This is a genomic window from Algoriphagus sp. 10J20-15 (assembly GCF_055809615.1).
In genome coordinates this window covers 46,750-66,853 of sequence record NZ_JBVVUG010000049.1, presented here as the reverse complement: position 1 = coordinate 66,853, position 20,104 = coordinate 46,750, and the positions used below count along the sequence as shown (strand labels likewise).

Genomic DNA, 20,104 nt, shown 5'->3' with positions numbered 1-20,104 from the left:
GCAGACCTGACACCACAGCTACCGCCTGAAACAGGCGAAACATTCAAAGTTGGAATTGCAGGCTACACCTTTGTGAAATTTGACTTGGACAAGACACTCGAAACATTGAAAGCCTTGGATGTTCATTATCTCTGCATCAAGGATTTTCATTTGCCAATGACAAGTACTGATGATGAAATTGCTGCTTTTCATGAAAAACTGAAAGCCAATGATATCACAGGTTACGCTGTTGGTCCCATCTACATGAAATCTGAGGCCGAAATCGATAAGGCATTTGATTATGCAAAAAGAGTTGGGGTAAAACTGATCGTGGGCGTTCCCAATGTGGAGCTGCTTCCTTACGTTGATAAAAAGGTGAAGGAGTATGATTTCAAATTCGCCATTCATTTGCACGGGCCGGATATTAAAATCTATCAGGATGCCGACGATGTTTGGAACCACACCAAAGATCTAGATCCTAGAATTGGCATGTGTCTGGACATTGGCCACGACACAAGAAATGGAAAGGACCCAGTAGCCGATATGGAAAAATACCACACCCGCGTATTCGACATGCACATTAAAGACGTGACAGCCCCTACCAAAGAGGGATATTCACTCGAAGTAGGACGTGGGGTCATCGACTTTCCTGCAATGGTAAGAATGATCAGAAAAGTTGGTTACACCGGCGTATGCAGTCTGGAGCATGAGAGGAATCAGAACAATCCATTTATGGGGATTGCCGAATCCATAGGGTATTTTCGGGGAGTGATTGAAACGACTAAAGAATAGATTTTGAAGTAATCTTAATAGCAAAAAGGCTGAATTCTAAGGGGTTCAGCCTTTTTTAATTGGGATTTCTAATCTTGCCAAAGGCGAACCATGTAGAAGACGAGAATGCAATTCTGGGTGAAAGAAAATGAGTCAACGAGCTCAGAGTGCCAAGGGCAGGATCTGTAGTATAAATTTACCGCACTGAGGGTAGTTCAAACACCCTGCACCAAATGTAATCCACTAAAATTGTTGGCAACAAATACGGTTTCCTATGCTTACCAATTGAAATTATTTAAACCCTCCGATAGCTATAACAGTAGTCACCCACACAATAACACAGGAGATAAAAATACCTATGGTATTTGCCAAAAAAGCCTTTTTCTTATCCATCCCGAAAAGATAACCTGCGATAGTACCGGCATAGACTCCAGTGCCCGGAATTGGAAGCAAAACAAAAAACATAAGACCCCAAAACCCATATTTTTGGACATTTTTACCAGCACCCGCTTTTGCTCTCCGCCCTACAAAAATTGCCGCCTTCTTGTAATGATACCATCGCAAGAAATAACGATTGACTACGTCCAAAAAAAATGACATAACAGGGAATACCAACACATTTGCAACAAAGCAAAGTGCAAAAGCTAAATAGATATTTATATCATTTAGTAACGCGTAAGGAATACCTAGTTTCGCCTCTCCAAATGGAGAAATGCTCCAAAGCATGGCGATAATTATTTCCAAGAACATGTAGTGGTGATTAGGTGCTGCAAAAATAATGATTTTCCTATCTGCTACCGCTTAGCAAGCAAGCAAATCATCGCAATGTTAAAACGACCTTTCTGTTAAAAGGATTCCATTTTTTCAAATATCTTGAACTATCCCATGAACTTTGCCAGTACCCACTATACCGATTCGTTTACCTGGCAATTAAAATTCAAATAAGCTGCTTCCGATTGAAAGCAGCTTCTTTGTCTATTTGCTGCTGTTGATATTGACCACCTATCTGATTTATTGAAAGGTACAACAAGAAGGAAAAATTGATCAAATTTGCCTCCACTCAGGTGATTCAGGAAAAGGGCAAGGAACTTAAGAATACTCAAACTCAATTTCTAAAGCTAAAGACTGAGAAATTAAAGCAGGAAATTCAGCTTAAGGACATGGAACTTTCTCCCCGCTTAACATCCAACAACTCGCTACTTCCCAACCTTATACCCCCCAAAGAGATTTTATTTGAACCACTATTTATATATTTTAGGGAACTGGAAGTATCAATCATTTATATAGTTTAAGACAAAACTGCATGCAGGATCAAAATAGTCTAGGGTATTGCAAAAAGTGCGAAACCAAGCTAAGTGGTAGTTATTGTTTTTACTGTGGCGCACCTGTAGAGCTAAAAAGGATTGATAGAAAATACGTGTTCAATGAGATCGGAAGTGTTCTCAATTTTGATAAAGGTATTTTATATACAGTTAAAGAACTGCTCTTGCGACCGGGTAAAACAGTTCAGGAATTTATCCTGGAGGATAGAAACCGAATCGTAAAACCTATTGTCTTTATAATAGTCTGTTCATTGATCTACACCCTGTTCCAACAGTTATTAAATTTTGAAGATGGCTATGTGAACTATTCACAGGCGGACGATTCTACCAATTCACAGATCTTTGAGTGGGTGTCAAATAACTACGGTTACGCCAATATTGTCATGGCCTTATTTATCGCGCTATGGATCAAGATTTTCTTTAGAAAATACGGTTACAACTATTTTGAAATCCTCATTCTGCTCTGTTTTACAATGGGAATGGGAATGCTCTTCTTTGCCTTTTTTGGAATAATTGATGGTCTAAGCGGTCTAAGAATAATCGACAAAGGCATGTTAATAGGAATAGTATACATTGCTTGGGCCATAGGACAATTTTTCGATAAAAAGAAGATCTTCAACTATTTAAAAGCATTTTTCGCCTACCTCCTTGGCTTCTTAACTTTTTCAATAACAGTAGTAGTGATTGGCTTCTTGATTGATTATTTGAAGTAAAAAAAGCTGGACCCACTTTCTAAACTTTCTGCCAATTATACAATACAAAGGAGATCGATGCGCCTTCTCAATCTATACCCATCTAAAGGCACTTTAGGACTGAATCAATAACATCCAACTTCAAATCTTCTATCTACTACTTTCCAACCTCCTTCTCCCCATTTTGCACCCTTACTACCAACAACTCACAACTCCTACTCCTGCTCCGAGCTCTTCTTAGACTTTCTATAGGTATAATTTGGGTAGATAGCACGCTTGGCAAAGCGGTTGATTTTGTCGCTATTGATCATTTTTTGAAAAACCTGTGGCGTCACACCAAAGTATTCATAAGTATTCCCATCCACAAACGTGATTTCCAATACCATACCCTTGTGATGATAATCAGCAATTCCCGCAACATTGATCGTCTCTGTGTATGCATCTAAGTTAGCTGTATGGGTCTCTGGAGCAATACTCACTAAAAAATGATACCCATCTATAATCCTTCTACTTTGAAGCTCCGCCTCCACTTTCATCGCATCGCCATCTTGGAATTTGTCAGGATGCCACTCCTTCACCAAGTTGCGGTAAGTCTTCTTAAGAGTTGCCAAATTGATTTCTTTTTCTACTCCAAAGAGCTTCTTGTATTCGTTGATGCGTTTCATTCGTGTTTTTTCTTTGCGGCCGCAAAAGTAGGTTTTTATTTGACGGTAATTGCTACTTAGTCTTGCCTTTATATAGCAACTCCATTTTTACTACGCTAAACTTTGAATCGCACAACCTTAAAAAACTCAAACCTTAAATTCCTATATTTATTCAAATGCTCGCAAAGGCGATTAACAGAATATCAGACTTTTAACTAACAGACCATGAAAGATTTTTTCATAAGCTATACTGCAAATGATGTTCAGTGGGCTATTTGGATCAGCAAAATCCTCGAAGAGGCTGGCTACACCACTGTTTTGCAGGCAAAGGACTTTCGGCCGGGTTCCAATTTCGTGTTTGAAATGCTCAAAGCTACAGAAGCCAATAAAACGATAGCCGTATATTCTGCTGCCTATTTTGCATCTATTTTCACTATGCCCGAGTGGGGCGCGGCATTTCACTCCGACCCAACTGGCGTAAACCGGGCCATTATTCCTATCAAGGTGAAACCTGGCGAAGTACCAAAAATGCTGCGATCTATTGTCTATGTGGATGTGGTGGGCAAGGATCAGGAAACTTCCAAGCGATTGATCTTGGATGCTGTAGCCAAAGAAAACCCATTTGATTGGAGTAAGGCTGAGTTTCCAGGATCAGAAGCACCCTCTCAGAAGCATACAGGTCTTTCATCTAAAGAAGTCGCTGAAAGTTTATTGGAAATTCTGGATACTGCCTGGACTACTTTCCAAGCTCAGGTAAAACTCCGAAACAAACTTGCCCAAAAGCTCAAAAACCGAATACCAAATACCAAGCGCCTTCAATACGAGGAATTTTTTCATGAGTATTTTGATCAGATGACAGCAGATGAACTCATTCTTCATCGTACGATTCGGGCTTACACCTCCAATGTTTTAGCGGAATACAATCAATCTGCTTTGGATCTACTCAAGCAAAACCGAGCGCTCCTTTCTGATATCCCTAGGCTCAAAGAACTGAAAGCCCACTTAGAATTATGGCTCGCAAAGTTCAAAGGCATCTCTGAAAGCACTCCTTCCAGCTGTTTGGTCTACGTGGGCGTAGAAGAGAAAAAAGGCTTTCCTGTGGGGATAGAAGGAGAATTGAGAGAGTATATTGGGTGAGGGGGAAGTTTGGAAGTGGGATTTTGGAAATGCGATTGTCGAAATACGAGAGGCAGGGTAATTTGAAATACGAGGTACGAAATGGGAGTAGAAACTATCGAATGATGAATAATGAAGGTCGAATATTGAAGTAAAGAACACTTTACAACCTTCATCGCCCCTTCTGGGTGTAGTCAGATAGTGATAGCACTGGGTGAGTTTGCAACTACACCCATCTAAAGAAAATAATTCGAATCAAACGATTTACAAATTCGGAAAGAAATAAAGTTGTAGTTATAAACTACAACTAGTCCTGGTCCACGTTCAACTTATGGGTATAAAGTCCTTACGTTTTCGCATGTTCTGTTTTTTAACTGGAATCAACGAAAGAGCAAAAAGACCGTCCCGAAGGACAGCCTTTTCTAGGATTAACTCGTCGTCAAACACTTCAACCCTTTTTCACTTGTGAAAATCAATTGGCGCTTAGTCATTTATCGACTGGATGTATGCTACCGTCTGCCTCACCCAATCCGATTCCTGATTCAGCTTAACGTCCGGCTGCACTCCCACCTCTTCATAGGCGATAAATTCTCGCTGACGCATATCGGTAGGATAAAAATTAAAAAGACCAGAAGGCGAATTATAGCTTTTACCATAATTTGACCCGTAGCTAATGGCACCATAAGTCCTCTGTCCGAGTTGAATGGCATCAAAATCATCCTTCAGACGTACGGTAGTCATTTCAGCATTGGATCCAGTAAAAAAATTGGTGAGCACATAGATGTTAACCTTCTTCTTTTTCAGTTCCTTAAGTATTGGAAGCGAAATTTTGTCCGCTCCACCCCCATTGTTTCTGAGGTCAATGATCAGATTCTTTGCGGTAAGGCCTCTCGGGATCTCGGCGATAAGCGCATCCCGTTCTGCTGGCTTTGTTACTCGGTTAAAACTATTAAGCCAAACGTACTGAACATCATCCGTCAAGTGGGAAAGTTGATATGCTTCCTCCTCCGGCTTATCTATCCATGCATAGTTGCTTTCAAGGTCTTCCTTCAACACAGAAGGGAATAGCATCCCATGGTCAAAGAATTGAGCTTTTGAGAATTTGAGGTTTTTCTGGCTCGTTCCATAGTGGATGATGTCGTAATGTGACTCGATGTTGGAGTGCTTGAGGTAAGCGAAGATTTGACCCGGCTCCCAGATTTCAACTTGCGATGATAGAATCACCCCCACCAAACTGTCTGGAGTAACGCGATACACTCCCATCTTTAGCTTGCTGCCAATTTTATAAATTCCTTCTACCTCATCCAGTCTTTTACCTTCCAGACTTTTTGCCAAATTGGCCACATTTCTGTCGGTCTTAGGGAAATTTTTAAACGGATGACTGTCTCTATATCCTGCTAAGAAACTAGAATCCTGAAGACTTTTCTCAGATAGCCCCAAGGGATTCTCAGTGAGCGCAACATGCTTATCCTGCACCATGTACGTCAGTTGATTCAGTGCCCAAAAGCAATCCAATTTACTCAGCTCCTCATTCATCTGAGCTCTTAAGCTTAAGTAATTTTCCTCGAATTTCGCCTTCTTCTCGCCTCTGATCTGGTCCTTGAATGAAGCGGTTGTCTGGACTTGCTCATATACAAAATCCAGTTCGGATGCGCAATCGCAATTGGGTTGTGCTGCCAACTTTAAGTTGAAATTAAGCAGCAGCATTAAGATGAATACCTTTTTCATAGAGATTGAATTATGTGTTTGACTGATTCAAACATACAAACTCAAATCTACCTCTGAAGACAATAAACAGGGATTGTGGCGAAAGTGCGCTATTCTGTGGTGAAATTTACCGCAGCTTTCAAGGACTCCAAGTAAGTCTTGGAGACGGGCACTTCTATCCCTTCACTTAGCCGGATAAACAATTTCCTATTGCCAGTTTTCCATTGATTAAAATGAGCTGGATTGATCAAAAAAGAGCGATGCGTTCGGATCAGTTCTGGGAGTTGTTCCTCTATGGTAGAAAGTTTATTCCGGATCAATTGTGTTTTTAAATTTTCACCCTCTTTGAAAAAAACCTCTACGTAATTATCGGAAGATTGTATGTAAATCAAATCCTCCCTTTGCAGTCGCAGTCCTTCAAAATTGCCCACTCCACGAATCTCTATTTTATCCTTTTCCAGTTGTTTCTCTTTGTATTTCCCACAAGACCAGCGACCGATTGCCAGAATGGGAAATACTGTCAATGCTGCCGGCAGATAGATAGCTTTCGCAAAATAGTCAATGGTGTAGGCGTAAGGATTTGCATCCATCACGATATAAAAATAAACCAACTATGTAGTGACAAACCCGATCAAAATCAACGTGACCATAAAAATTAACTCTGAGCGAAGATGCCACCTCCCTCTCTTTTCTGGCTAGCCATGATTGAATAGGAAGACAAAGTAAATACCCTACCGCCCCGAACAACCCATAAATCGGCAGAAACTTCAGTTTATCGACTTCAGGAAGCTGTCCTACGTCAAGGGGCTCTGTGAAAAACAAGAAAATAAATATCCAGATTGCCAGACCTAGAGCGATAATCAGGTGATGTTTGATGAATGGGTCGAAAGGGTAGGTATTTTTCAACTTTTTTCTTTAAGCTACAATACTATTTCAAAAACTGACTCCAAAACTGCAAACTTGATTTGAAATTTATCTGTCTGTCTGGGTGTGTTCAGCTTGTTATTAGAAAGAGAAGGCTGTTCGATGGCCTCATGAAAGTGCAATGATTTACTTATATAATTGTTCTCAAAGATTCCAGTCACTTTCGATTCTTTGCTTTTCTGGCAGGAAGACCGATGCCTCATGACCAAAGCGGCCTCAATTCTTAAGTTTTAGATATCCTTTTTGCTTTAGACCCCATACTGGCACAAAAGCGGCTATACATATTTACTAACTTAGATTTTTGCCAATATTTAAGTTTAATCCGATTTTTTAATCCTGAGGCTCCTTGATGAGAACCCAGAAATTTCCAGTAAAAAACATAAAAAAAGGTATTGCAATTGGAAGTTATCTGAAGATATTCGTCCGCGCTAAATCAGAGAGAATTAGGAAGTTGAACTGACTCAACTAACTGATCTCCCAAAACATGGTACAGAAAACGCCCTTAGTTATTACGGTAAGCTTAAATCTACTTTTTAGGGTAGACTTTTAAAAAAATGAAATGAGTTTAATAGACAAAATCAAAAATAAATACATCAGTCTACCAGTAGCAATCCTAAAAATTCTATTCATTGGTTATATAGATTTTATAACAGGAGATGAATTTGGCTTTTCATTTTTTTACCTTCTTCCAATAGCTGCATTATCCATTTCTCCTAAGGCAAATGTGTCAGCAATTATCTTTTGCTCTACCTTGGCATCAATTGAATGGTTTGTTTCCGAATACCTTACCAGAGAATACACCTTACTTTTCTTTCCAGTTTGGAACGCCGTAGTACGACTTGCATTCTTTATTTCGGTAGGCTTACTGTTATATTACCTGAAGGCAAATGAACAGAAACTTAAGTCGTTAAATGGCCATTTGAAAGCCATCAATAATGAAAAAAATAAGTTTATTGGAATAGCTGCGCACGACATAAAAGGTCCGCTAGGCATCATTCATGCCTTTTCTGAAATTTTAATTGATGATTATAAGGAAGAGTTCAATCCTGAAGTAACAGAGATCCTGAATATTATCAAAACAACGAGTAGCAATAGCATCACAGTGGTTAGAAACTTACTGGATGTCTCAAAAATTGAAGCTGGTCAACTCTCACTAACTTACAAGACGCAGGACTATATTTCGTTTATCACGAATCAGGTTCATATCAATCAAATTTTGGCAAAAAACAAGGACATTGATATCTCACTTGAGGTGGAGAAAGATCAGCTATATTCAGATTTTGACGAACATTATTTGAGTGAAGTAATTGGCAATTTTTTATCTAACGCAGTTAAGTACTCTAATAGAAATACGGCAGTTTTAGTAAAGGTCTCTGTAACCAAAACACACGAAGTACTCACGGAAGTTATAGATAATGGAATTGGGATTTCAGAGCCAGAGCAGCAAAACCTTTTTAACTATTTCCAAAAACAAGCTCCAGACCAACTGAAGGTGAGGAAAGTACCGGATTAGGCTTGGCGATTTCCAGACAGATTATCAGGTTACATCAGGGGCAAATTGGTGTAAAAAGTTCTAAAAACAACGGCTCTAACTTTTTCTTCAGCATACCACTAAAAAAACCGATTAGTTAATAGATTTTATGATTATCCGAAATGATGCCATTCGAAAGAGCAGCATCTTTGTGGATTTCCGAGCTGGGGCACTTTATGAAACAGGTGAACTTGCTATACCTATTGCGGAGGGAACCATCACGGAAGTTGATGTGAAAGCGGATATTGTCGAATTAGTAAAAGGAATTCACCCAGAAAGAAACTCAAGAGAAGAAATCACCCTTTTCAACTCTGCTGGATTTGCAATCGAAGATCTCGCTGCAGCCCTATTTGCTTACAAGAACTTCTAAGAATTACTTTTCAGGGGCCTGATTTCCAATGGAAACCTATCTTCAGCTGGCTTTTAAATTCCCGTTTTACGCATAAGCATTGAGGCGTCTAAATTGGCTTAGATTTAGCTAAGAAGAAATTTGCAAAAAACTACAGCACCCTTTTCTATTCTAATATTGAGAAAAACATGAAAACACCTCTCTTTCTCTTCCTATTTCTGATTACAACCGCTTTTGCGCAAGCTCAGACAGAAATAACCGAGCAAATCAAAACGGATCGTGATAATCAACTGAAGGAGCTCAATGAAAAGCTGAAAAATAACGAAGAGATTGTAAATCGACTCACTGAAAAGCTCGCAGCCACTGACAACAAAACAGCTTCGGATAAGGAAAAAATTGAGGATATGGAAAAACTCCAATTCGCGCTAGATACAAGGTTAAAAATCCTGTAAGAAGCTCCTAAAACCAAGATAAATCTTAACGGACAGCTCGCTTTCACAGAATTGCTGAGCATCCAACGGGACATACAGCCTCTAGAGCTATTTCTTACCTCACAGTCATTTTTTGATCAGTTGGGAAGCATTGGCAAAATCCAGCAATACAAGTCCTTTACGACTTGGAAAACTGAGTTTGATAAATGGTATGAGAAAGATGGTAAATCAGATGCCATGTCTGGTTTACTTCAAAATTCACTTTCATTGATTTCCACGGCATCTTCTACCGTGCCCTTATATGGAACAATGGTGAACACCGCAATTTCCGGAGTCACCAAGTCTTATCGGAACGCTAGGTAAAAAGGAAAAAGACCTATACGATAAGACTCCAGAAATGCTTAGAATATTGACTATCTCCAGTCAATTTGAGCAGCAAAAGTCAATCATAGATCATGAATGGAATCTAATCAATCAGGAACTAGAGCAACTTCAGAAGGAAAATGCGCTGTTGCTAAATGAGCAAATGAACTATTTTGGCATTGATAAACAGCGTTTTGAAAGTAGATATCTAAAAGCCACACTTGACTCTGAGAGAGAGCAATTCAAAAATGAGTGTAGAAAATCAATTTCAGATAAGATCTCATATTTGGATAAATCACCTGACACTAAAGGAAAATGGCTCGGTCAGGTAGAAACTTACATGTATAAAGTCCAGTCGTTACGACTTAGATTTGGTCAGCTCACTACGAGAATGCTGGCTAATATTGATCAATACGATACTCTCTTGAAGAATTATTCTGACCCAGCAAAATTCCCTTTAGAATTTACCTCTAAAATAATGGCAATGAATAGCCCCCTTAATAACCTTAGAAATAAATTCTACTCCAGCTTCAATCCTGCCAAATACGTAGAAGACTCGGCTGTGATGTATATAGAAAGGCAATAGTTAATTTCCTGTTTAAGGTTGAGAAACTGATTTAAGAATGACTTGTTTTATTGACCATCTCAGCTATTCTCAAACATCCAAAGTCCACCTTCCCATATGGCCAATCCTCTGTAAAGTCTCCTCAGTGATGTACCTCTTTTGATCGATTTGCTGAGGTTGGTCTCTACTGCAGAAATAACTGTGAATGCTCCTTCTTACATTTTCTGTCTCATTCATGGTGCCCCCATGCCATACGTGGGAATTAAAGATGAAGACCGAGCCTGCAGGCGCGATAATCCGGATTTCATCGGGATGCTTGTCCAAAGGATTAGCCATCACTTCATCGGGAAGAGCACTTAGTTTATGGGACTTTGGTACGATCCGTGTTGAACCATTATTCTCTGTAAAGTCATCCAAAAGCCAAATGCTGTTACAAACTTTGTAGGCTCCATTGACTACTGTATTCTTCCAATCGACATGGAGTTTCTGAAGGCCCATACTAGGTTTTGCAGCCCTATAATTGAGAGAGGAAAGCTTATATTGATGCCCCAAAACAGCTTCAATTCCTGCCAGCACTCGAGGATGGGTGTAAAAAACATCAAAGATCGGCCCCTTATTTACCAAATCAGCTAGGCGGTCCGCTCCTTCCTCTTTTGGGTGTCGGATATATTTTGATTCTGCCAATTCTGCCCCTGCATTTTCACCTTCAGACTGCATCAAATCGGCTATTCTATCATTGACTTTTTTGACCTCTTCGTCGGTCAGTAGCTGACCCAAATTAAGGTAGCCATAAGTTTCCAAAAATTCGATTTCCTGTAAGGTAAGCATAGCTAGATATTTTACTCTAAACTACGAATTGGCAACCAAAACATTGAATCTCCAATGATGAATGACGCAGGAATTGTAATCAATCCACAGCTGCGTAATTAGCCAGAAGTTAACTTGTGTCTGGAAAGACTTTTAAGCAAAAGGAGGATTTTTCAGTTTTGCCATTATTGAAAAGATCAGTAACTTCAGAGAATAATGGTCAAGAAGATCATAATTTTTAGCCTGACGATGAATACACTAAGGCTAAAAAGACCATACTTTTCCCCTCAAAAAATAAAATCAACTCCATGAAACCTTTCCTTTTTTTTCTCGCAATAGCCAACCTTTTTTTCAGCTGTTCCAATTCTGAATCCTACGATATCCTGATCAAAAATGGTCAAATCGTAGATGGATCTGGAAATTCTAGCTATGTGGGAGATATAGGAATACGGGGAGATACCATAGCTGCCATCGGGAATCTTCAAGATGCAATTGGGAACTCGGAAATAGACGCTACTGGTTTGGTGGTGGCTCCAGGCTTTATCAATATGTTGAGCTGGGCTACAGAGTCTTTGATCGAAGACGGTAGATCTCAAAGCGATGTTCGACAAGGCGTTACTTTGGAAGTATTTGGTGAAGGCTGGTCCATGGGCCCTCTCAATGAAGAAATGAAAGTGGATGAGGAAAAATCACAGGGAGACATTAAATACCCGATCAACTGGAGGACTCTCAGTGAATACCTTGATTTCTCTTGTGAAAAAAGGTGTTTCCACAAATGTGGCTTCCTTCATAGGCGCCACCACAGTGAGAATCCATGAACTTGGATACGAAGACAGAGCTCCAACAGCAGAAGAATTGGAATCCATGAAATCCCTGGTTAAGCAGGCTATGGAAGAAGGTGCATTAGGCGTGGGGTCTTCCTTGATCTATGCGCCAGCTTTTTATGCAAGTACCGAAGAACTAATAGAACTTTGCAAGGTAGCTGCAGCCTACGACGGCATGTATATTTCACATATGAGAAGTGAAGGAGGCAGGCTTCTGGAAAGCTTGGACGAATTGATCCGAATTGCAAGTGAAGCTAACATCAGGGCAGAAGTTTACCATTTGAAGGAAAGCGGACAAGCTAATTGGGGTAAATATGATGCGGTGGTTGCCAAGATAGATTCGGCAAGAGTTGCCGGTTTAGAGATCACTACTGATATGTACACCTACATCGCTGGAGCCAGCTGGTTTAGATGCAGCGATGCCTCCATGGGTACAAGAAGGCGGCTATAATAAATGGGCTGAGCGCTTGCAGGACCCTGTTATCCGTAAAAAGGTACTTCAGGAAATGAAGACTCCTACCGATGAATGGGAAAGTCTGATGCAAGCGGTAGAAGGACCTGAGAAAATGATTTTGGTTGGATTTAAAAATGACAGTTTGAAATACCTCACTGGAAAGACCTTGGCGGAAGTGGCGGAGCTAAGACAACTTTCTCCTGAAGAAACTGCTATGGATTTGGTCGTTCAGGATGGAAGCCGGGTTGGAACCATCTATTTCCTGATGTCTGAAGAAAATGTAAAAAAACAACTAGCACTTCCCTATATGAGTTTTGGCTCAGATGCTGGCTCCTACTCCATAGAAGGAGTATTTCTCAAGTCAAGCTACCACCCTAGAGCCTTTGGGAATTTTGCCAGGGTTCTCGGCAAATATGTTCGTGAGGAAAAGGTGATCACATTAGAATAAGCTATTTACAAATTGACAACTTTGCCAGCTACCAACTTGAAAATCAAAAAACGTGGTGCATTGAAAGAAGGATATTTTGCTGATTTGGCAATATTTGACCCTGCTCAAATCCAAGATCATGCGAGCTTTGAGGAGCCTATGCAATATGCCACTGGTATGGTACACGTTCTCGTGAACGGAACAGCAGTGCTCGAAAATGGCGAACATACAGGAGCATTCCCAGGTCAAGTGGTTAGAGGGCCGGGGTTTAGACAATAACCTATAAGTGACTGAATTTGACTCACTAATTTGAAAAGTCTCGAAAAGTAACCTCGCAGCAAAAGTATTTGCTTCCATGCTAGTACCTAAGTCCCAGTGAAAAGTAACCAATATGATATGTGCTTTTGTGCCAATATGGAGTCAAAAGCAAAAAGGATATCTAAAACTTAAGTATTGAGGCCGCTTCAGCCTGTCCCTCCAGTGCGGGTGTCATCGTTCTTCCGACCAGATAAGCAAAGAATCCAAGGTGACTGCCATCTTTGCGGCTAATCCTATTAAACAATTCTATCTCAGCGGATTTAAATTTTTACTTGGAGGAGTTTTCATTAGCACAGAGAAAATATCAGAAAGGATCGATATGAAAAAAACGTCAAGAAGCCACTAACCAAATAAAAGAATTTGAGTCCTTTCCTCTAAGGATTTGTATCTTTCTGAGTGAGAAAACTCTTAATACCAACTATTGCAGCTCTTATTTTTAGGTGGACTAGTTTCAACGGCCATTACCCTTTATACCATTGGGCTGGCTACTAATAGCACTTTCTTCCTTGCTGATGGCCCCATATTTTAAGGTAATGCGGAAGTTTATTGGTGGTAGCCACAATAGATAAAACTGGATTTGTAGAAAAAGCAGGAGAAAAGGCATCTCATCTATACGAATGGGCAGGTGATCCCAAAAGAGCTGAAGAGCTGGAAACTATAATTGAGGAAAACAGCAAGGACGATGGGCAAAAAACAGCTAGAGAGGAATAAACCTCCCTTGCTATTTTTTCATTCTTATCGCGCTCTCTGGTTATCTACAGTTTCCTCCTGTACATCATTCTTACGGTCATTTTCCCGTTCAATTTCATTGAATTCTTCTTTTTTAGGAGGTCTAGTTCCTCCTGACTGCCCTGGTGTCTTTGGTGCCTTCCCTTTATCTACTTCTTCTTTCTTTCCCAGTAAATACGCTGAAAATATCCCTGTAGGTTGATTGTTTATAATAAGCATGTTGGTGGTGGTTTTTAATGTAAATCAGTAAATGAACAAATTTTCTTCAGTTCCGAAAATTTATTCCAAGGCGCTACCCAATCCTTCAATTTCCTCTACAGCTACCCTTTTGATGAATTCATCGTAATACTGATTATCCTCATCTGAATAGGTTCCATAAGCATTAAGCAGAAAGCCCTTTTCACCAGTATCGCTGTGAAGTAAATAAATCACAGCCATATCGGATGGGTCTGATTCACCTTCGAACCTGTAAACCTTCACGATCTTTAATTGCTCAGGCTGATAAATTTTGTCTGAACCGTCAAACAAAGCCCCTGCTTGTCTTATGGTTAATTCCTTTCCATATCCTTTTGCAGGCAATTGATTTAATACCTGAGAATAAGTAGTCATTGATTTGGAAGTGCTCATGATCTTTATGTTTATAAAAAAAGCGAAATATTCATTTCAATGTCATAAAGCAAGACCAATTCCATCGATGACTTTAGACTTATTAAAACTTTTAAAAAATCAGATAAGCCTTCTAAACGATAATCAAGGGCATTTTGAATTTTTTTAGTTGTTCCCCAGGCAACCGAAGCATAAGCATAGAAGCGGTTGTTCTACCCCAAAATGGGGTGTTTTTTTTTAAAAAAAATAATTTGGCAGAAACCAGTAAAGAAGCCGTTCCTAGTATTTGAATCTACCAACTGAAATAACACAAAAATAAGCGCCTTGATCTGATTTTATTTCAGTTCAAGGCGCCAGGTTTTTCCTTTCTTCTTTGATCAATTCCCTAGACTTGCTAGGAAATTATCTACCACCATACTCAAATATTCATTTAGCGCTTGTTGAGTTTTTGCTTTGTAAGCCGCTCTATCAGCCCTTACCTGATGAGATACTTCGAGTTCCTTATCATTGGTATAGGCAACCCCATTATAAGTGGTATTGTAACTCACATCTGGCGCGACATATTCCTTAAATTTCTTTTCTTCCATCACGCCAGGGATTTCTATCCCACCTTTTGGGGAATATGACAAAATAGTATTTGCTCCTGACCCATTCATCCCACCTTTCCAAACAATCCGTGCAGCGATTCTGGATGTTTCTATTTTAGAACCTAATAATCCTTCAGCAGATTTAGCAATAGCCACTTCAGGTATTTGGTATTGTACCACACCTTTCATCTTGGTAGCATCTGTCACGTAAGAGCTATTCCCCTCAATAGTCACAAATTGAAAGCTGATGTTCGCTTCAAAAACGGGAATATCTCCCAAATCTTTGGATAATTTAGGTGTAGTATCTACAATAAAAGACCCTTTGGTCTTACCGTCTTTATTCATTGATTTATAGAAATAATCAAAACCAGTAGGCGCTGTAGTTACATATCCTAGTAGTTGTGCTTTCGTAGGAGTTCCTCCTTGGGTCTTTGTCCAATCGCTATAAAAATCAGTTTTCTCCGCTACATCGGAAGTCACAATTTCAATTCCTGCATCGGTTAGTCTTTTTACGACCATAGCGTAGGCATTGTCAGTGATTTCCTGCATGTCTGAAATCTCCACTCCAGTCATACCGACAGCCATCTCTGCTCTGGTCTTGCCTCCCGCACTCGCCTCCGAACTTGCAGCGATCAACTGGTAATTGATATTAAATTGATTTAAATAAATCTTCTTAGGAGCATCCTTCAATTTTTTTTCACCGTAGCTGTTATCGCTGAGATTTTTGCTGGTTACGAGTTGCCCATTTGCGATTGTGCACACAAAAAAGGCAAAGATTAATAAAGTATTTTTCATGGTTTCGAATTTTTATGTTCTGGTTCATACAAATGACTTAATTAATACCCCTTGTTTCAATAAGGTCGATTAGGTATTTTGGCATACCTAATAGTAGGTATATAAGCTAAAATCTGTCGCATTGAGAGTTATCAGCATTTTGTTTTTTTGTCTCTATAGTTTTGCCTCATTCGGACAAACTGAACTGATCGACAGCCTTCAAAATATTTTAAAAAACCAACCAGATGATTCGACCAAAGCAACTGTTTTGGGTGACCTATGCTGGCATTTGAAATACTCTGATCCTCCAAAAGCATTGGAGTATGGCTATGAGTCTATTCAGATTGCAGAGAAAAAGGGATACCTAGCTTTGCAGGCTTATGCGTCCAATAATGTAGGGGTAGTTTTCTGGGCTAAATCCGATTACGATTCAGCAGCCTATTACCTGGACAAAACGCGCGAACTGTACTCCTCTCTCGAAAATGAACGTGGTGTGGCGGTGACTTCTGTGAACTTGGGACTCATCCTTCAAAACATGGGAGATTATGATACTTCCTTGGAATATCAATTAGAAGCACTCCGGATTGTCAATAATTTAGAAGATCAAGGCTTGAAAGGAAGTGTACTGACTAACATTGGAAATGTGCATTTCCTGAATGAAAAGTTTGACAAAGCGAAATCCTACTATTTCGAGGCGCTGGAATTCAAAAAATCACTTCCAGATGATCAATTCCGACAAAATCTTCAAAAGACTTTATTGAACATAGGGAATGTATATGATCGCTTGAATAATCAGGATTCTGCTATTTATTATTTCCAGGAAGCACTGCCCTATGCCATTGATGCTAATGACACAAAAAGCCAAGCATTGATCTACACAGATTTGGGACATGCATATTCAGAAAAAGGAGACTACATACTTGCCAATAATAATTTCGAAAAGGCAATGAAGATCTATTCCTCTGGCAGCTATGAGAATGACTATGACTATTCTATACTACTTTATTCGCTAGCTCAAAATGAGCTTAGAAGAGAAAACACTAGAGGTGCAATTACATTCGCTGAGCAGAGTTTAGAACTCTCGAAGAAACTGAATAATCTAAATCGCTTAAAGGATGGTTATGGGCTTTTGGCGGAAGTCTATGAAGCAAATAATCAATTTGGGGATGCGCTGAATGCGCATAAGTTTCAGAAAATATATGCTGATAGCTTGCTGAATATCGAAACGAACAAAGAAATCGCAGAACTGGAAACCAAGTATGAAACAGAGAAGAAGGACCAACAAATCATTTTATTGGATCAGGAGAATAGTCTACAGCAGGCTACCAATCAGCGGAATTTCATCATTATCCTAGCCTTATTCTTTGTCTTACTTCTCCTACTGTTGGTGTTTTATCTCTGGAGAAAGCAATCCAGAATCAGCCAGCAAAAGGTTCTTAGTGAGCAAAAAACCAGACTTCGTGAAGCTCAAATTCAAGCGGTGATTTCCAGCGAGGAGAAGGAAAGAAAGCGTTTTGCTTCCGACCTCCACGATAGCATGGGTCAATTGGTGAGTGCATTGACTATGAATATCCAAGGCTTGAAGAGTACCAGCAATGATCCGCTGGTGCGAAATGAAATTGTAGACAACTCCACTGTTTTACTCAATGATATTCAGCGGGAGATCCGAAATATCGCCTTCAACCTCATGCCTCAGGTTCTGACAAAGGAGGGGTTAATCCCAGCATTACAGGAATTGACAGCAAGAATAAATAAGTCCAATCAAGTAAATGCGAAAGTGCAGGTATTTGGCATTGATCGCCGATTGAATGAAGTTTTTGAAATCTCACTTTATAGAATTTTGCAGGAGTGGATATCCAATATTTTAAAGTATGCCGAAGCAACTGAGATCTTAATTCAGTTTACCGCGCATGAGGAGGAGATCATTATCACTGTGGAAGATAATGGGAATGGGTTTGACCTAAACACCTTTGAAAACAGCAAAGGAAATGGTTGGAGAAATATCAATACCCGGCTTAATCTCATTAAAGGATCAATGGACATAGACACCATGCAAGGAAGAAAAAACACCATGCTCACCCTTATCCTAGACAAATCACTTGCCTTTAAAACAACTCAGGTAGAGATGAATACCTAGTCATAGGTATTGAAACATAGTCCAAACACAGCGTACTTTGAAACAAAAAGATGTTGCGTTTATTTAAAAGTAAGACAGAAAAACTGATGAAGAAGTACCGAATACTTTTAATAGATGATCATAAAATCTTACTGGAAGGCACACAAAGTCTTCTCAGCGGACTGGAAGACTATGAGGTCGCAGCAGCAGCCAGCAGTGGCAAAAAAGCGATCGAACTACTGAAAACACAGGATTTTGACATCCTTGTCACCGATTATGAGCTACCGGATTTTTCAGGTTTGGAAATCATCAAAATCGCTCATTCCATCAATCCTGAAATCAAAGTTATCGTGCTCAGCATGCATGATGACCCATCAGTAGTGAGAGATTTACTCAAGGAAAATATCGACAGCTTTGTGCTGAAAAATGATGCTCATTCTTCTTTGATGCAAGCCCTTGACAAAGTCACTTCAGGAAAGAAGTACTTCAGTGATGAAATCTCGGAGATACTGGTAAGACAGCTTAATGCTCCTGCGGAGAAAAGCGATCTTTCACCCCGAGAAACAGAAATCATTAAACTCATAGCTAGGGATTTTTCTACAAAGCAGATCGCAGAAGTACTGTTTATCAGCGAGAAAACAGTAGAAACCCATCGTAAAAATATTCTCCGAAAGATCGAATGCTCAACCTTGGTAGGTTTGGTCAACTATGCCCATGCACATAATCTGGTGTAGTGTTTCCGGATTCTGTTATTATTCAAGAATTTAAATACCTGATTAAAAGGAAGTATTTTAAATCATCAATAAATGGCGGAAAGAGTTTCTTACAGAATGGAAGAATCGAATGGAAATCTTAAGATAATCAGCGTCTAGGCTGCAAGACATCCAACTTTTTGTCCTGAGTAATTTTATCCACCACTAGCGCAATCGCTCCATCTCCTGTTACATTACAGGCAGTTCCAAAGCTATCCATAGCAATGTAAAGTGCGATCATCAAACCGATCATTTCCTCGCTGAATCCAAGCATGGATTGAAGTACTCCAATTGCTGCCATTATTGCACCGCCTGGTACTCCTGGTGCTGCTACCATTGCAATTCCTAGCATAAAAATAAATCCAGCAAACATCCCAAAATCAAAGGGAACGCCTTCCAAGATCATCAAAGCCATAGCACAAGCAGTGATTTTCATGATACTTCCTGACAGGTGAATCGTTGCACAAAGTGGAATGACAAAACCTGCAATTTTTGGTGAAACTCCATTTTTCTCAGCTTGCTCCAGCGTCACTGGAATAGTAGCTGCTGAGGATTGTGTTCCCAAAGCAGTAAAATAGGCCGGCATCATAGTCGCCAATAACTTAAAAGGATTCTTTTTGACAATCGCTCCTGTGATCACATATTGAAGGATCAGCAAGAAAATATGCATGGCAAAGATCACCCCGATGATATTCAAGAATACCGAGAGGATAGAATACACCTGGCCGCTGAAAGCCATATTTGCGAAAATCCCCAAGATGAAAATTGGCAAGAGTGGTATGATTACATTCTCGATCACCTGCATGATGATGGTTTCAAAGTCCTTTACCACCTTTTTCAACGTGGAATTCTCCTGATAAGAAAGTCCCAATCCAATCACAAATGCCAAAACCAAAGCAGACATTACATCTATCACGGCAGGTATGGTGATACTGAAATAAGGCACTAAATCATTTCCTCCCTCGGTTACTTCTGCTGCTTCATTTACATGGGAAGCTAGAAGAGATGGGAAAATAGTAGAAGAGGTAAAATAGCTCATAAAGCCAGAGAACAGCGTAGATCCATAGGCTATTGCGGCAGTGATAAGCAGTAATTTCCCGGCACCTTTACCCAAGTCAGAGATTGCCGGCATGATCAATCCGAGGATAATCAAAGGAATGGCAAAATTCAAAAATTGACCAAAAAAGGCATTAAAGGTCGCGAAAACCCGATTGATGGATTCTGGCAAATACAGACCAAAAACTATCCCTAACACGATAGCGATGAAAACTTTGAAGAGAAGATTAGAGAATAATTGCTTCATTTATTTCTGGAAT

At 39.8% G+C, this 20,104-nt stretch carries 26 protein-coding genes; 16 read left to right on the top strand and 10 right to left on the bottom strand.

Annotation, left to right across the window (positions count from 1 at the left end; genetic code table 11):
• Window positions 1-72: 72 nt before the first annotated feature.
• A complete protein-coding gene (locus AC0L6R_RS24110) occupies window positions 73-771 on the top strand; it encodes a sugar phosphate isomerase/epimerase family protein (RefSeq protein ID WP_473273463.1) in 699 nt (232 codons plus the stop codon).
• A gap of 270 nt (window positions 772-1,041) precedes the next feature.
• On the opposite strand, the gene AC0L6R_RS24105 is transcribed toward AC0L6R_RS24110, so the two are convergent.
• On the bottom strand, window positions 1,042-1,500 hold the full coding sequence (locus AC0L6R_RS24105) for a COG2426 family protein (RefSeq protein WP_283413906.1): 459 nt from the start codon (window positions 1,498-1,500) through the stop codon (window positions 1,042-1,044).
• Window positions 1,501-2,053: 553 nt separating this feature from the next.
• On the opposite strand from AC0L6R_RS24105, the gene AC0L6R_RS24100 reads away from it, so the two are divergent.
• Window positions 2,054-2,785 carry a DUF3667 domain-containing protein gene (locus AC0L6R_RS24100; RefSeq protein ID WP_473273462.1) on the top strand — a complete coding sequence of 244 codons (732 nt, stop codon included), beginning with the start codon at window positions 2,054-2,056 and terminating at the stop codon, window positions 2,783-2,785.
• Between the two features lie 194 nt (window positions 2,786-2,979).
• Here AC0L6R_RS24100 and AC0L6R_RS24095 read toward each other — a convergent pair whose 3' ends face one another.
• Window positions 2,980-3,429 (bottom strand): KTSC domain-containing protein, encoded by a 450-nt coding sequence (locus tag AC0L6R_RS24095; protein ID WP_473273461.1) that lies wholly within the window; start codon window positions 3,427-3,429, stop codon window positions 2,980-2,982.
• Between the two features lie 204 nt (window positions 3,430-3,633).
• Here AC0L6R_RS24095 and AC0L6R_RS24090 point away from each other — a divergent pair, with 204 nt between their 5' ends.
• A complete protein-coding gene (locus tag AC0L6R_RS24090) occupies window positions 3,634-4,545 on the top strand; it encodes a toll/interleukin-1 receptor domain-containing protein (protein WP_473273460.1) in 912 nt (303 codons plus the stop codon).
• A 462-nt stretch (window positions 4,546-5,007) separates the two neighbouring features.
• Here the strand turns inward: AC0L6R_RS24090 and AC0L6R_RS24085 are convergent, their stop codons facing one another.
• From AC0L6R_RS24085 to AC0L6R_RS24075, 3 genes are all read right to left on the bottom strand, one after another.
• A complete protein-coding gene (locus AC0L6R_RS24085; protein ID WP_473273459.1) occupies window positions 5,008-6,252 on the bottom strand; it encodes a S41 family peptidase in 1,245 nt (414 codons plus the stop codon).
• 89 nt (window positions 6,253-6,341) lie between these two features.
• The gene (locus AC0L6R_RS24080; RefSeq protein WP_473273458.1) at window positions 6,342-6,821 is read right to left on the bottom strand and encodes a LytTR family DNA-binding domain-containing protein; all 480 of its coding nucleotides are present in this window, start codon (window positions 6,819-6,821) and stop codon (window positions 6,342-6,344) included.
• On the bottom strand, window positions 6,790-7,137 hold the full coding sequence (locus tag AC0L6R_RS24075; protein WP_473273457.1) for a hypothetical protein: 348 nt from the start codon (window positions 7,135-7,137) through the stop codon (window positions 6,790-6,792). The genes AC0L6R_RS24080 and AC0L6R_RS24075 overlap by 32 nt, the downstream gene beginning before the upstream one ends.
• Before the next feature lie 577 nt (window positions 7,138-7,714).
• Here AC0L6R_RS24075 and AC0L6R_RS24070 point away from each other — a divergent pair.
• The 6 genes from AC0L6R_RS24070 to AC0L6R_RS24045 all read left to right on the top strand — a co-directional run bounded on the left by AC0L6R_RS24070 (window position 7,715) and on the right by AC0L6R_RS24045 (window position 10,415).
• The gene (locus AC0L6R_RS24070) at window positions 7,715-8,668 is read left to right on the top strand and encodes a sensor histidine kinase (protein ID WP_473273456.1); all 954 of its coding nucleotides are present in this window, start codon (window positions 7,715-7,717) and stop codon (window positions 8,666-8,668) included.
• Between the two features lie 2 nt (window positions 8,669-8,670).
• Window positions 8,671-8,787, top strand: a complete 117-nt coding sequence (locus AC0L6R_RS24065; protein ID WP_473273455.1) for a hypothetical protein — start codon at window positions 8,671-8,673, stop codon at window positions 8,785-8,787.
• Window positions 8,788-8,795: 8 nt separating this feature from the next.
• Window positions 8,796-9,056, top strand: a complete 261-nt coding sequence (locus AC0L6R_RS24060) for a hypothetical protein (RefSeq protein ID WP_473273454.1) — start codon at window positions 8,796-8,798, stop codon at window positions 9,054-9,056.
• A 167-nt stretch (window positions 9,057-9,223) separates the two neighbouring features.
• On the top strand, window positions 9,224-9,487 hold the full coding sequence (locus tag AC0L6R_RS24055; RefSeq protein WP_473273453.1) for a hypothetical protein: 264 nt from the start codon (window positions 9,224-9,226) through the stop codon (window positions 9,485-9,487).
• A gap of 51 nt (window positions 9,488-9,538) precedes the next feature.
• Complete coding sequence (locus AC0L6R_RS24050; RefSeq protein WP_473273452.1) at window positions 9,539-9,829, top strand: hypothetical protein; 291 nt, start codon at window positions 9,539-9,541, stop codon at window positions 9,827-9,829.
• 34 nt (window positions 9,830-9,863) lie between these two features.
• Window positions 9,864-10,415: a hypothetical protein gene (locus AC0L6R_RS24045; RefSeq protein WP_473273451.1), complete on the top strand. Its 552-nt coding sequence runs from the start codon at window positions 9,864-9,866 to the stop codon at window positions 10,413-10,415.
• A 69-nt stretch (window positions 10,416-10,484) separates the two neighbouring features.
• Here the strand turns inward: AC0L6R_RS24045 and AC0L6R_RS24040 are convergent, their stop codons facing one another.
• A complete protein-coding gene (locus tag AC0L6R_RS24040) occupies window positions 10,485-11,222 on the bottom strand; it encodes a phytanoyl-CoA dioxygenase family protein (protein ID WP_473273450.1) in 738 nt (245 codons plus the stop codon).
• A 287-nt stretch (window positions 11,223-11,509) separates the two neighbouring features.
• Between AC0L6R_RS24040 and AC0L6R_RS24035 the strand changes: the two genes are divergently transcribed.
• The 5 genes from AC0L6R_RS24035 to AC0L6R_RS24015 all read left to right on the top strand — a co-directional run bounded on the left by AC0L6R_RS24035 (window position 11,510) and on the right by AC0L6R_RS24015 (window position 13,935).
• Window positions 11,510-12,019, top strand: a complete 510-nt coding sequence (locus AC0L6R_RS24035) for a hypothetical protein (RefSeq protein WP_473273449.1) — start codon at window positions 11,510-11,512, stop codon at window positions 12,017-12,019.
• Entirely contained in the window at window positions 11,955-12,476 is a 522-nt protein-coding gene (locus AC0L6R_RS24030; protein ID WP_473273448.1) for a hypothetical protein, read from the top strand. The genes AC0L6R_RS24035 and AC0L6R_RS24030 overlap by 65 nt, the downstream gene beginning before the upstream one ends.
• On the top strand, window positions 12,445-12,927 hold the full coding sequence (locus tag AC0L6R_RS24025) for a hypothetical protein (RefSeq protein WP_473273447.1): 483 nt from the start codon (window positions 12,445-12,447) through the stop codon (window positions 12,925-12,927). The genes AC0L6R_RS24030 and AC0L6R_RS24025 overlap by 32 nt, the downstream gene beginning before the upstream one ends.
• A 12-nt stretch (window positions 12,928-12,939) precedes the next feature.
• Window positions 12,940-13,185 (top strand): amidohydrolase family protein, encoded by a 246-nt coding sequence (locus AC0L6R_RS24020; protein WP_473273446.1) that lies wholly within the window; start codon window positions 12,940-12,942, stop codon window positions 13,183-13,185.
• A 588-nt stretch (window positions 13,186-13,773) separates the two neighbouring features.
• A complete protein-coding gene (locus AC0L6R_RS24015) occupies window positions 13,774-13,935 on the top strand; it encodes a hypothetical protein (RefSeq protein ID WP_473273445.1) in 162 nt (53 codons plus the stop codon).
• A 24-nt stretch (window positions 13,936-13,959) separates the two neighbouring features.
• On the opposite strand, the gene AC0L6R_RS24010 is transcribed toward AC0L6R_RS24015, so the two are convergent.
• The 3 genes from AC0L6R_RS24010 to AC0L6R_RS24000 form a co-directional block, all read right to left on the bottom strand.
• A complete protein-coding gene (locus tag AC0L6R_RS24010) occupies window positions 13,960-14,172 on the bottom strand; it encodes a hypothetical protein (RefSeq protein ID WP_473273444.1) in 213 nt (70 codons plus the stop codon).
• A 60-nt stretch (window positions 14,173-14,232) separates the two neighbouring features.
• A complete protein-coding gene (locus AC0L6R_RS24005; RefSeq protein WP_473273443.1) occupies window positions 14,233-14,580 on the bottom strand; it encodes a hypothetical protein in 348 nt (115 codons plus the stop codon).
• A 356-nt stretch (window positions 14,581-14,936) separates the two neighbouring features.
• Window positions 14,937-15,941, bottom strand: coding sequence for a hypothetical protein (locus tag AC0L6R_RS24000; RefSeq protein ID WP_473273442.1), 1,005 nt, complete (start codon window positions 15,939-15,941; stop codon window positions 14,937-14,939).
• Between the two features lie 121 nt (window positions 15,942-16,062).
• Between AC0L6R_RS24000 and AC0L6R_RS23995 the strand changes: the two genes are divergently transcribed.
• Together AC0L6R_RS23995 and AC0L6R_RS23990 are read left to right on the top strand one after the other, a co-directional pair.
• Entirely contained in the window at window positions 16,063-18,057 is a 1,995-nt protein-coding gene (locus tag AC0L6R_RS23995; RefSeq protein WP_473273441.1) for a tetratricopeptide repeat-containing sensor histidine kinase, read from the top strand.
• Window positions 18,058-18,143: 86 nt separating this feature from the next.
• Entirely contained in the window at window positions 18,144-18,770 is a 627-nt protein-coding gene (locus tag AC0L6R_RS23990; RefSeq protein WP_473273440.1) for a response regulator, read from the top strand.
• Between the two features lie 127 nt (window positions 18,771-18,897).
• Here AC0L6R_RS23990 and AC0L6R_RS23985 read toward each other — a convergent pair whose 3' ends face one another.
• Window positions 18,898-20,091, bottom strand: a complete 1,194-nt coding sequence (locus tag AC0L6R_RS23985) for a dicarboxylate/amino acid:cation symporter (RefSeq protein ID WP_473273439.1) — start codon at window positions 20,089-20,091, stop codon at window positions 18,898-18,900.
• Between the last annotated feature and the right edge of the window lie 13 nt (window positions 20,092-20,104).

What these genes read in the sequence shown, in the direction of transcription:
- AC0L6R_RS24045 (WP_473273451.1), top strand. Translation starts at nt 9,864, where the DNA reads ATGCTTAGAATATTGACTATCTCCAGTCAATTTGAGCAGCAAAAGTCA.
- AC0L6R_RS24040 (WP_473273450.1), bottom strand. Translation starts at nt 11,222, where the DNA reads ATGCTTACCTTACAGGAAATCGAATTTTTGGAAACTTATGGCTACCTT.
- AC0L6R_RS24095 (WP_473273461.1), bottom strand. Translation starts at nt 3,429, where the DNA reads ATGAAACGCATCAACGAATACAAGAAGCTCTTTGGAGTAGAAAAAGAA.
- AC0L6R_RS24100 (WP_473273462.1), top strand. Translation starts at nt 2,054, where the DNA reads ATGCAGGATCAAAATAGTCTAGGGTATTGCAAAAAGTGCGAAACCAAG.
- AC0L6R_RS23990 (WP_473273440.1), top strand. Translation starts at nt 18,144, where the DNA reads ATGAAGAAGTACCGAATACTTTTAATAGATGATCATAAAATCTTACTG.
- AC0L6R_RS24005 (WP_473273443.1), bottom strand. Translation starts at nt 14,580, where the DNA reads ATGAGCACTTCCAAATCAATGACTACTTATTCTCAGGTATTAAATCAA.
- AC0L6R_RS24025 (WP_473273447.1), top strand. Translation starts at nt 12,445, where the DNA reads ATGCCTCCATGGGTACAAGAAGGCGGCTATAATAAATGGGCTGAGCGC.
- AC0L6R_RS24010 (WP_473273444.1), bottom strand. Translation starts at nt 14,172, where the DNA reads ATGCTTATTATAAACAATCAACCTACAGGGATATTTTCAGCGTATTTA.
- AC0L6R_RS24090 (WP_473273460.1), top strand. Translation starts at nt 3,634, where the DNA reads ATGAAAGATTTTTTCATAAGCTATACTGCAAATGATGTTCAGTGGGCT.
- AC0L6R_RS24080 (WP_473273458.1), bottom strand. Translation starts at nt 6,821, where the DNA reads ATGGATGCAAATCCTTACGCCTACACCATTGACTATTTTGCGAAAGCT.
- AC0L6R_RS24000 (WP_473273442.1), bottom strand. Translation starts at nt 15,941, where the DNA reads ATGAAAAATACTTTATTAATCTTTGCCTTTTTTGTGTGCACAATCGCA.
- AC0L6R_RS24070 (WP_473273456.1), top strand. Translation starts at nt 7,715, where the DNA reads ATGAGTTTAATAGACAAAATCAAAAATAAATACATCAGTCTACCAGTA.
- AC0L6R_RS24055 (WP_473273453.1), top strand. Translation starts at nt 9,224, where the DNA reads ATGAAAACACCTCTCTTTCTCTTCCTATTTCTGATTACAACCGCTTTT.
- AC0L6R_RS24035 (WP_473273449.1), top strand. Translation starts at nt 11,510, where the DNA reads ATGAAACCTTTCCTTTTTTTTCTCGCAATAGCCAACCTTTTTTTCAGC.
- AC0L6R_RS24060 (WP_473273454.1), top strand. Translation starts at nt 8,796, where the DNA reads ATGATTATCCGAAATGATGCCATTCGAAAGAGCAGCATCTTTGTGGAT.
- AC0L6R_RS24105 (WP_283413906.1), bottom strand. Translation starts at nt 1,500, where the DNA reads ATGTTCTTGGAAATAATTATCGCCATGCTTTGGAGCATTTCTCCATTT.
- AC0L6R_RS23985 (WP_473273439.1), bottom strand. Translation starts at nt 20,091, where the DNA reads ATGAAGCAATTATTCTCTAATCTTCTCTTCAAAGTTTTCATCGCTATC.
- AC0L6R_RS24085 (WP_473273459.1), bottom strand. Translation starts at nt 6,252, where the DNA reads ATGAAAAAGGTATTCATCTTAATGCTGCTGCTTAATTTCAACTTAAAG.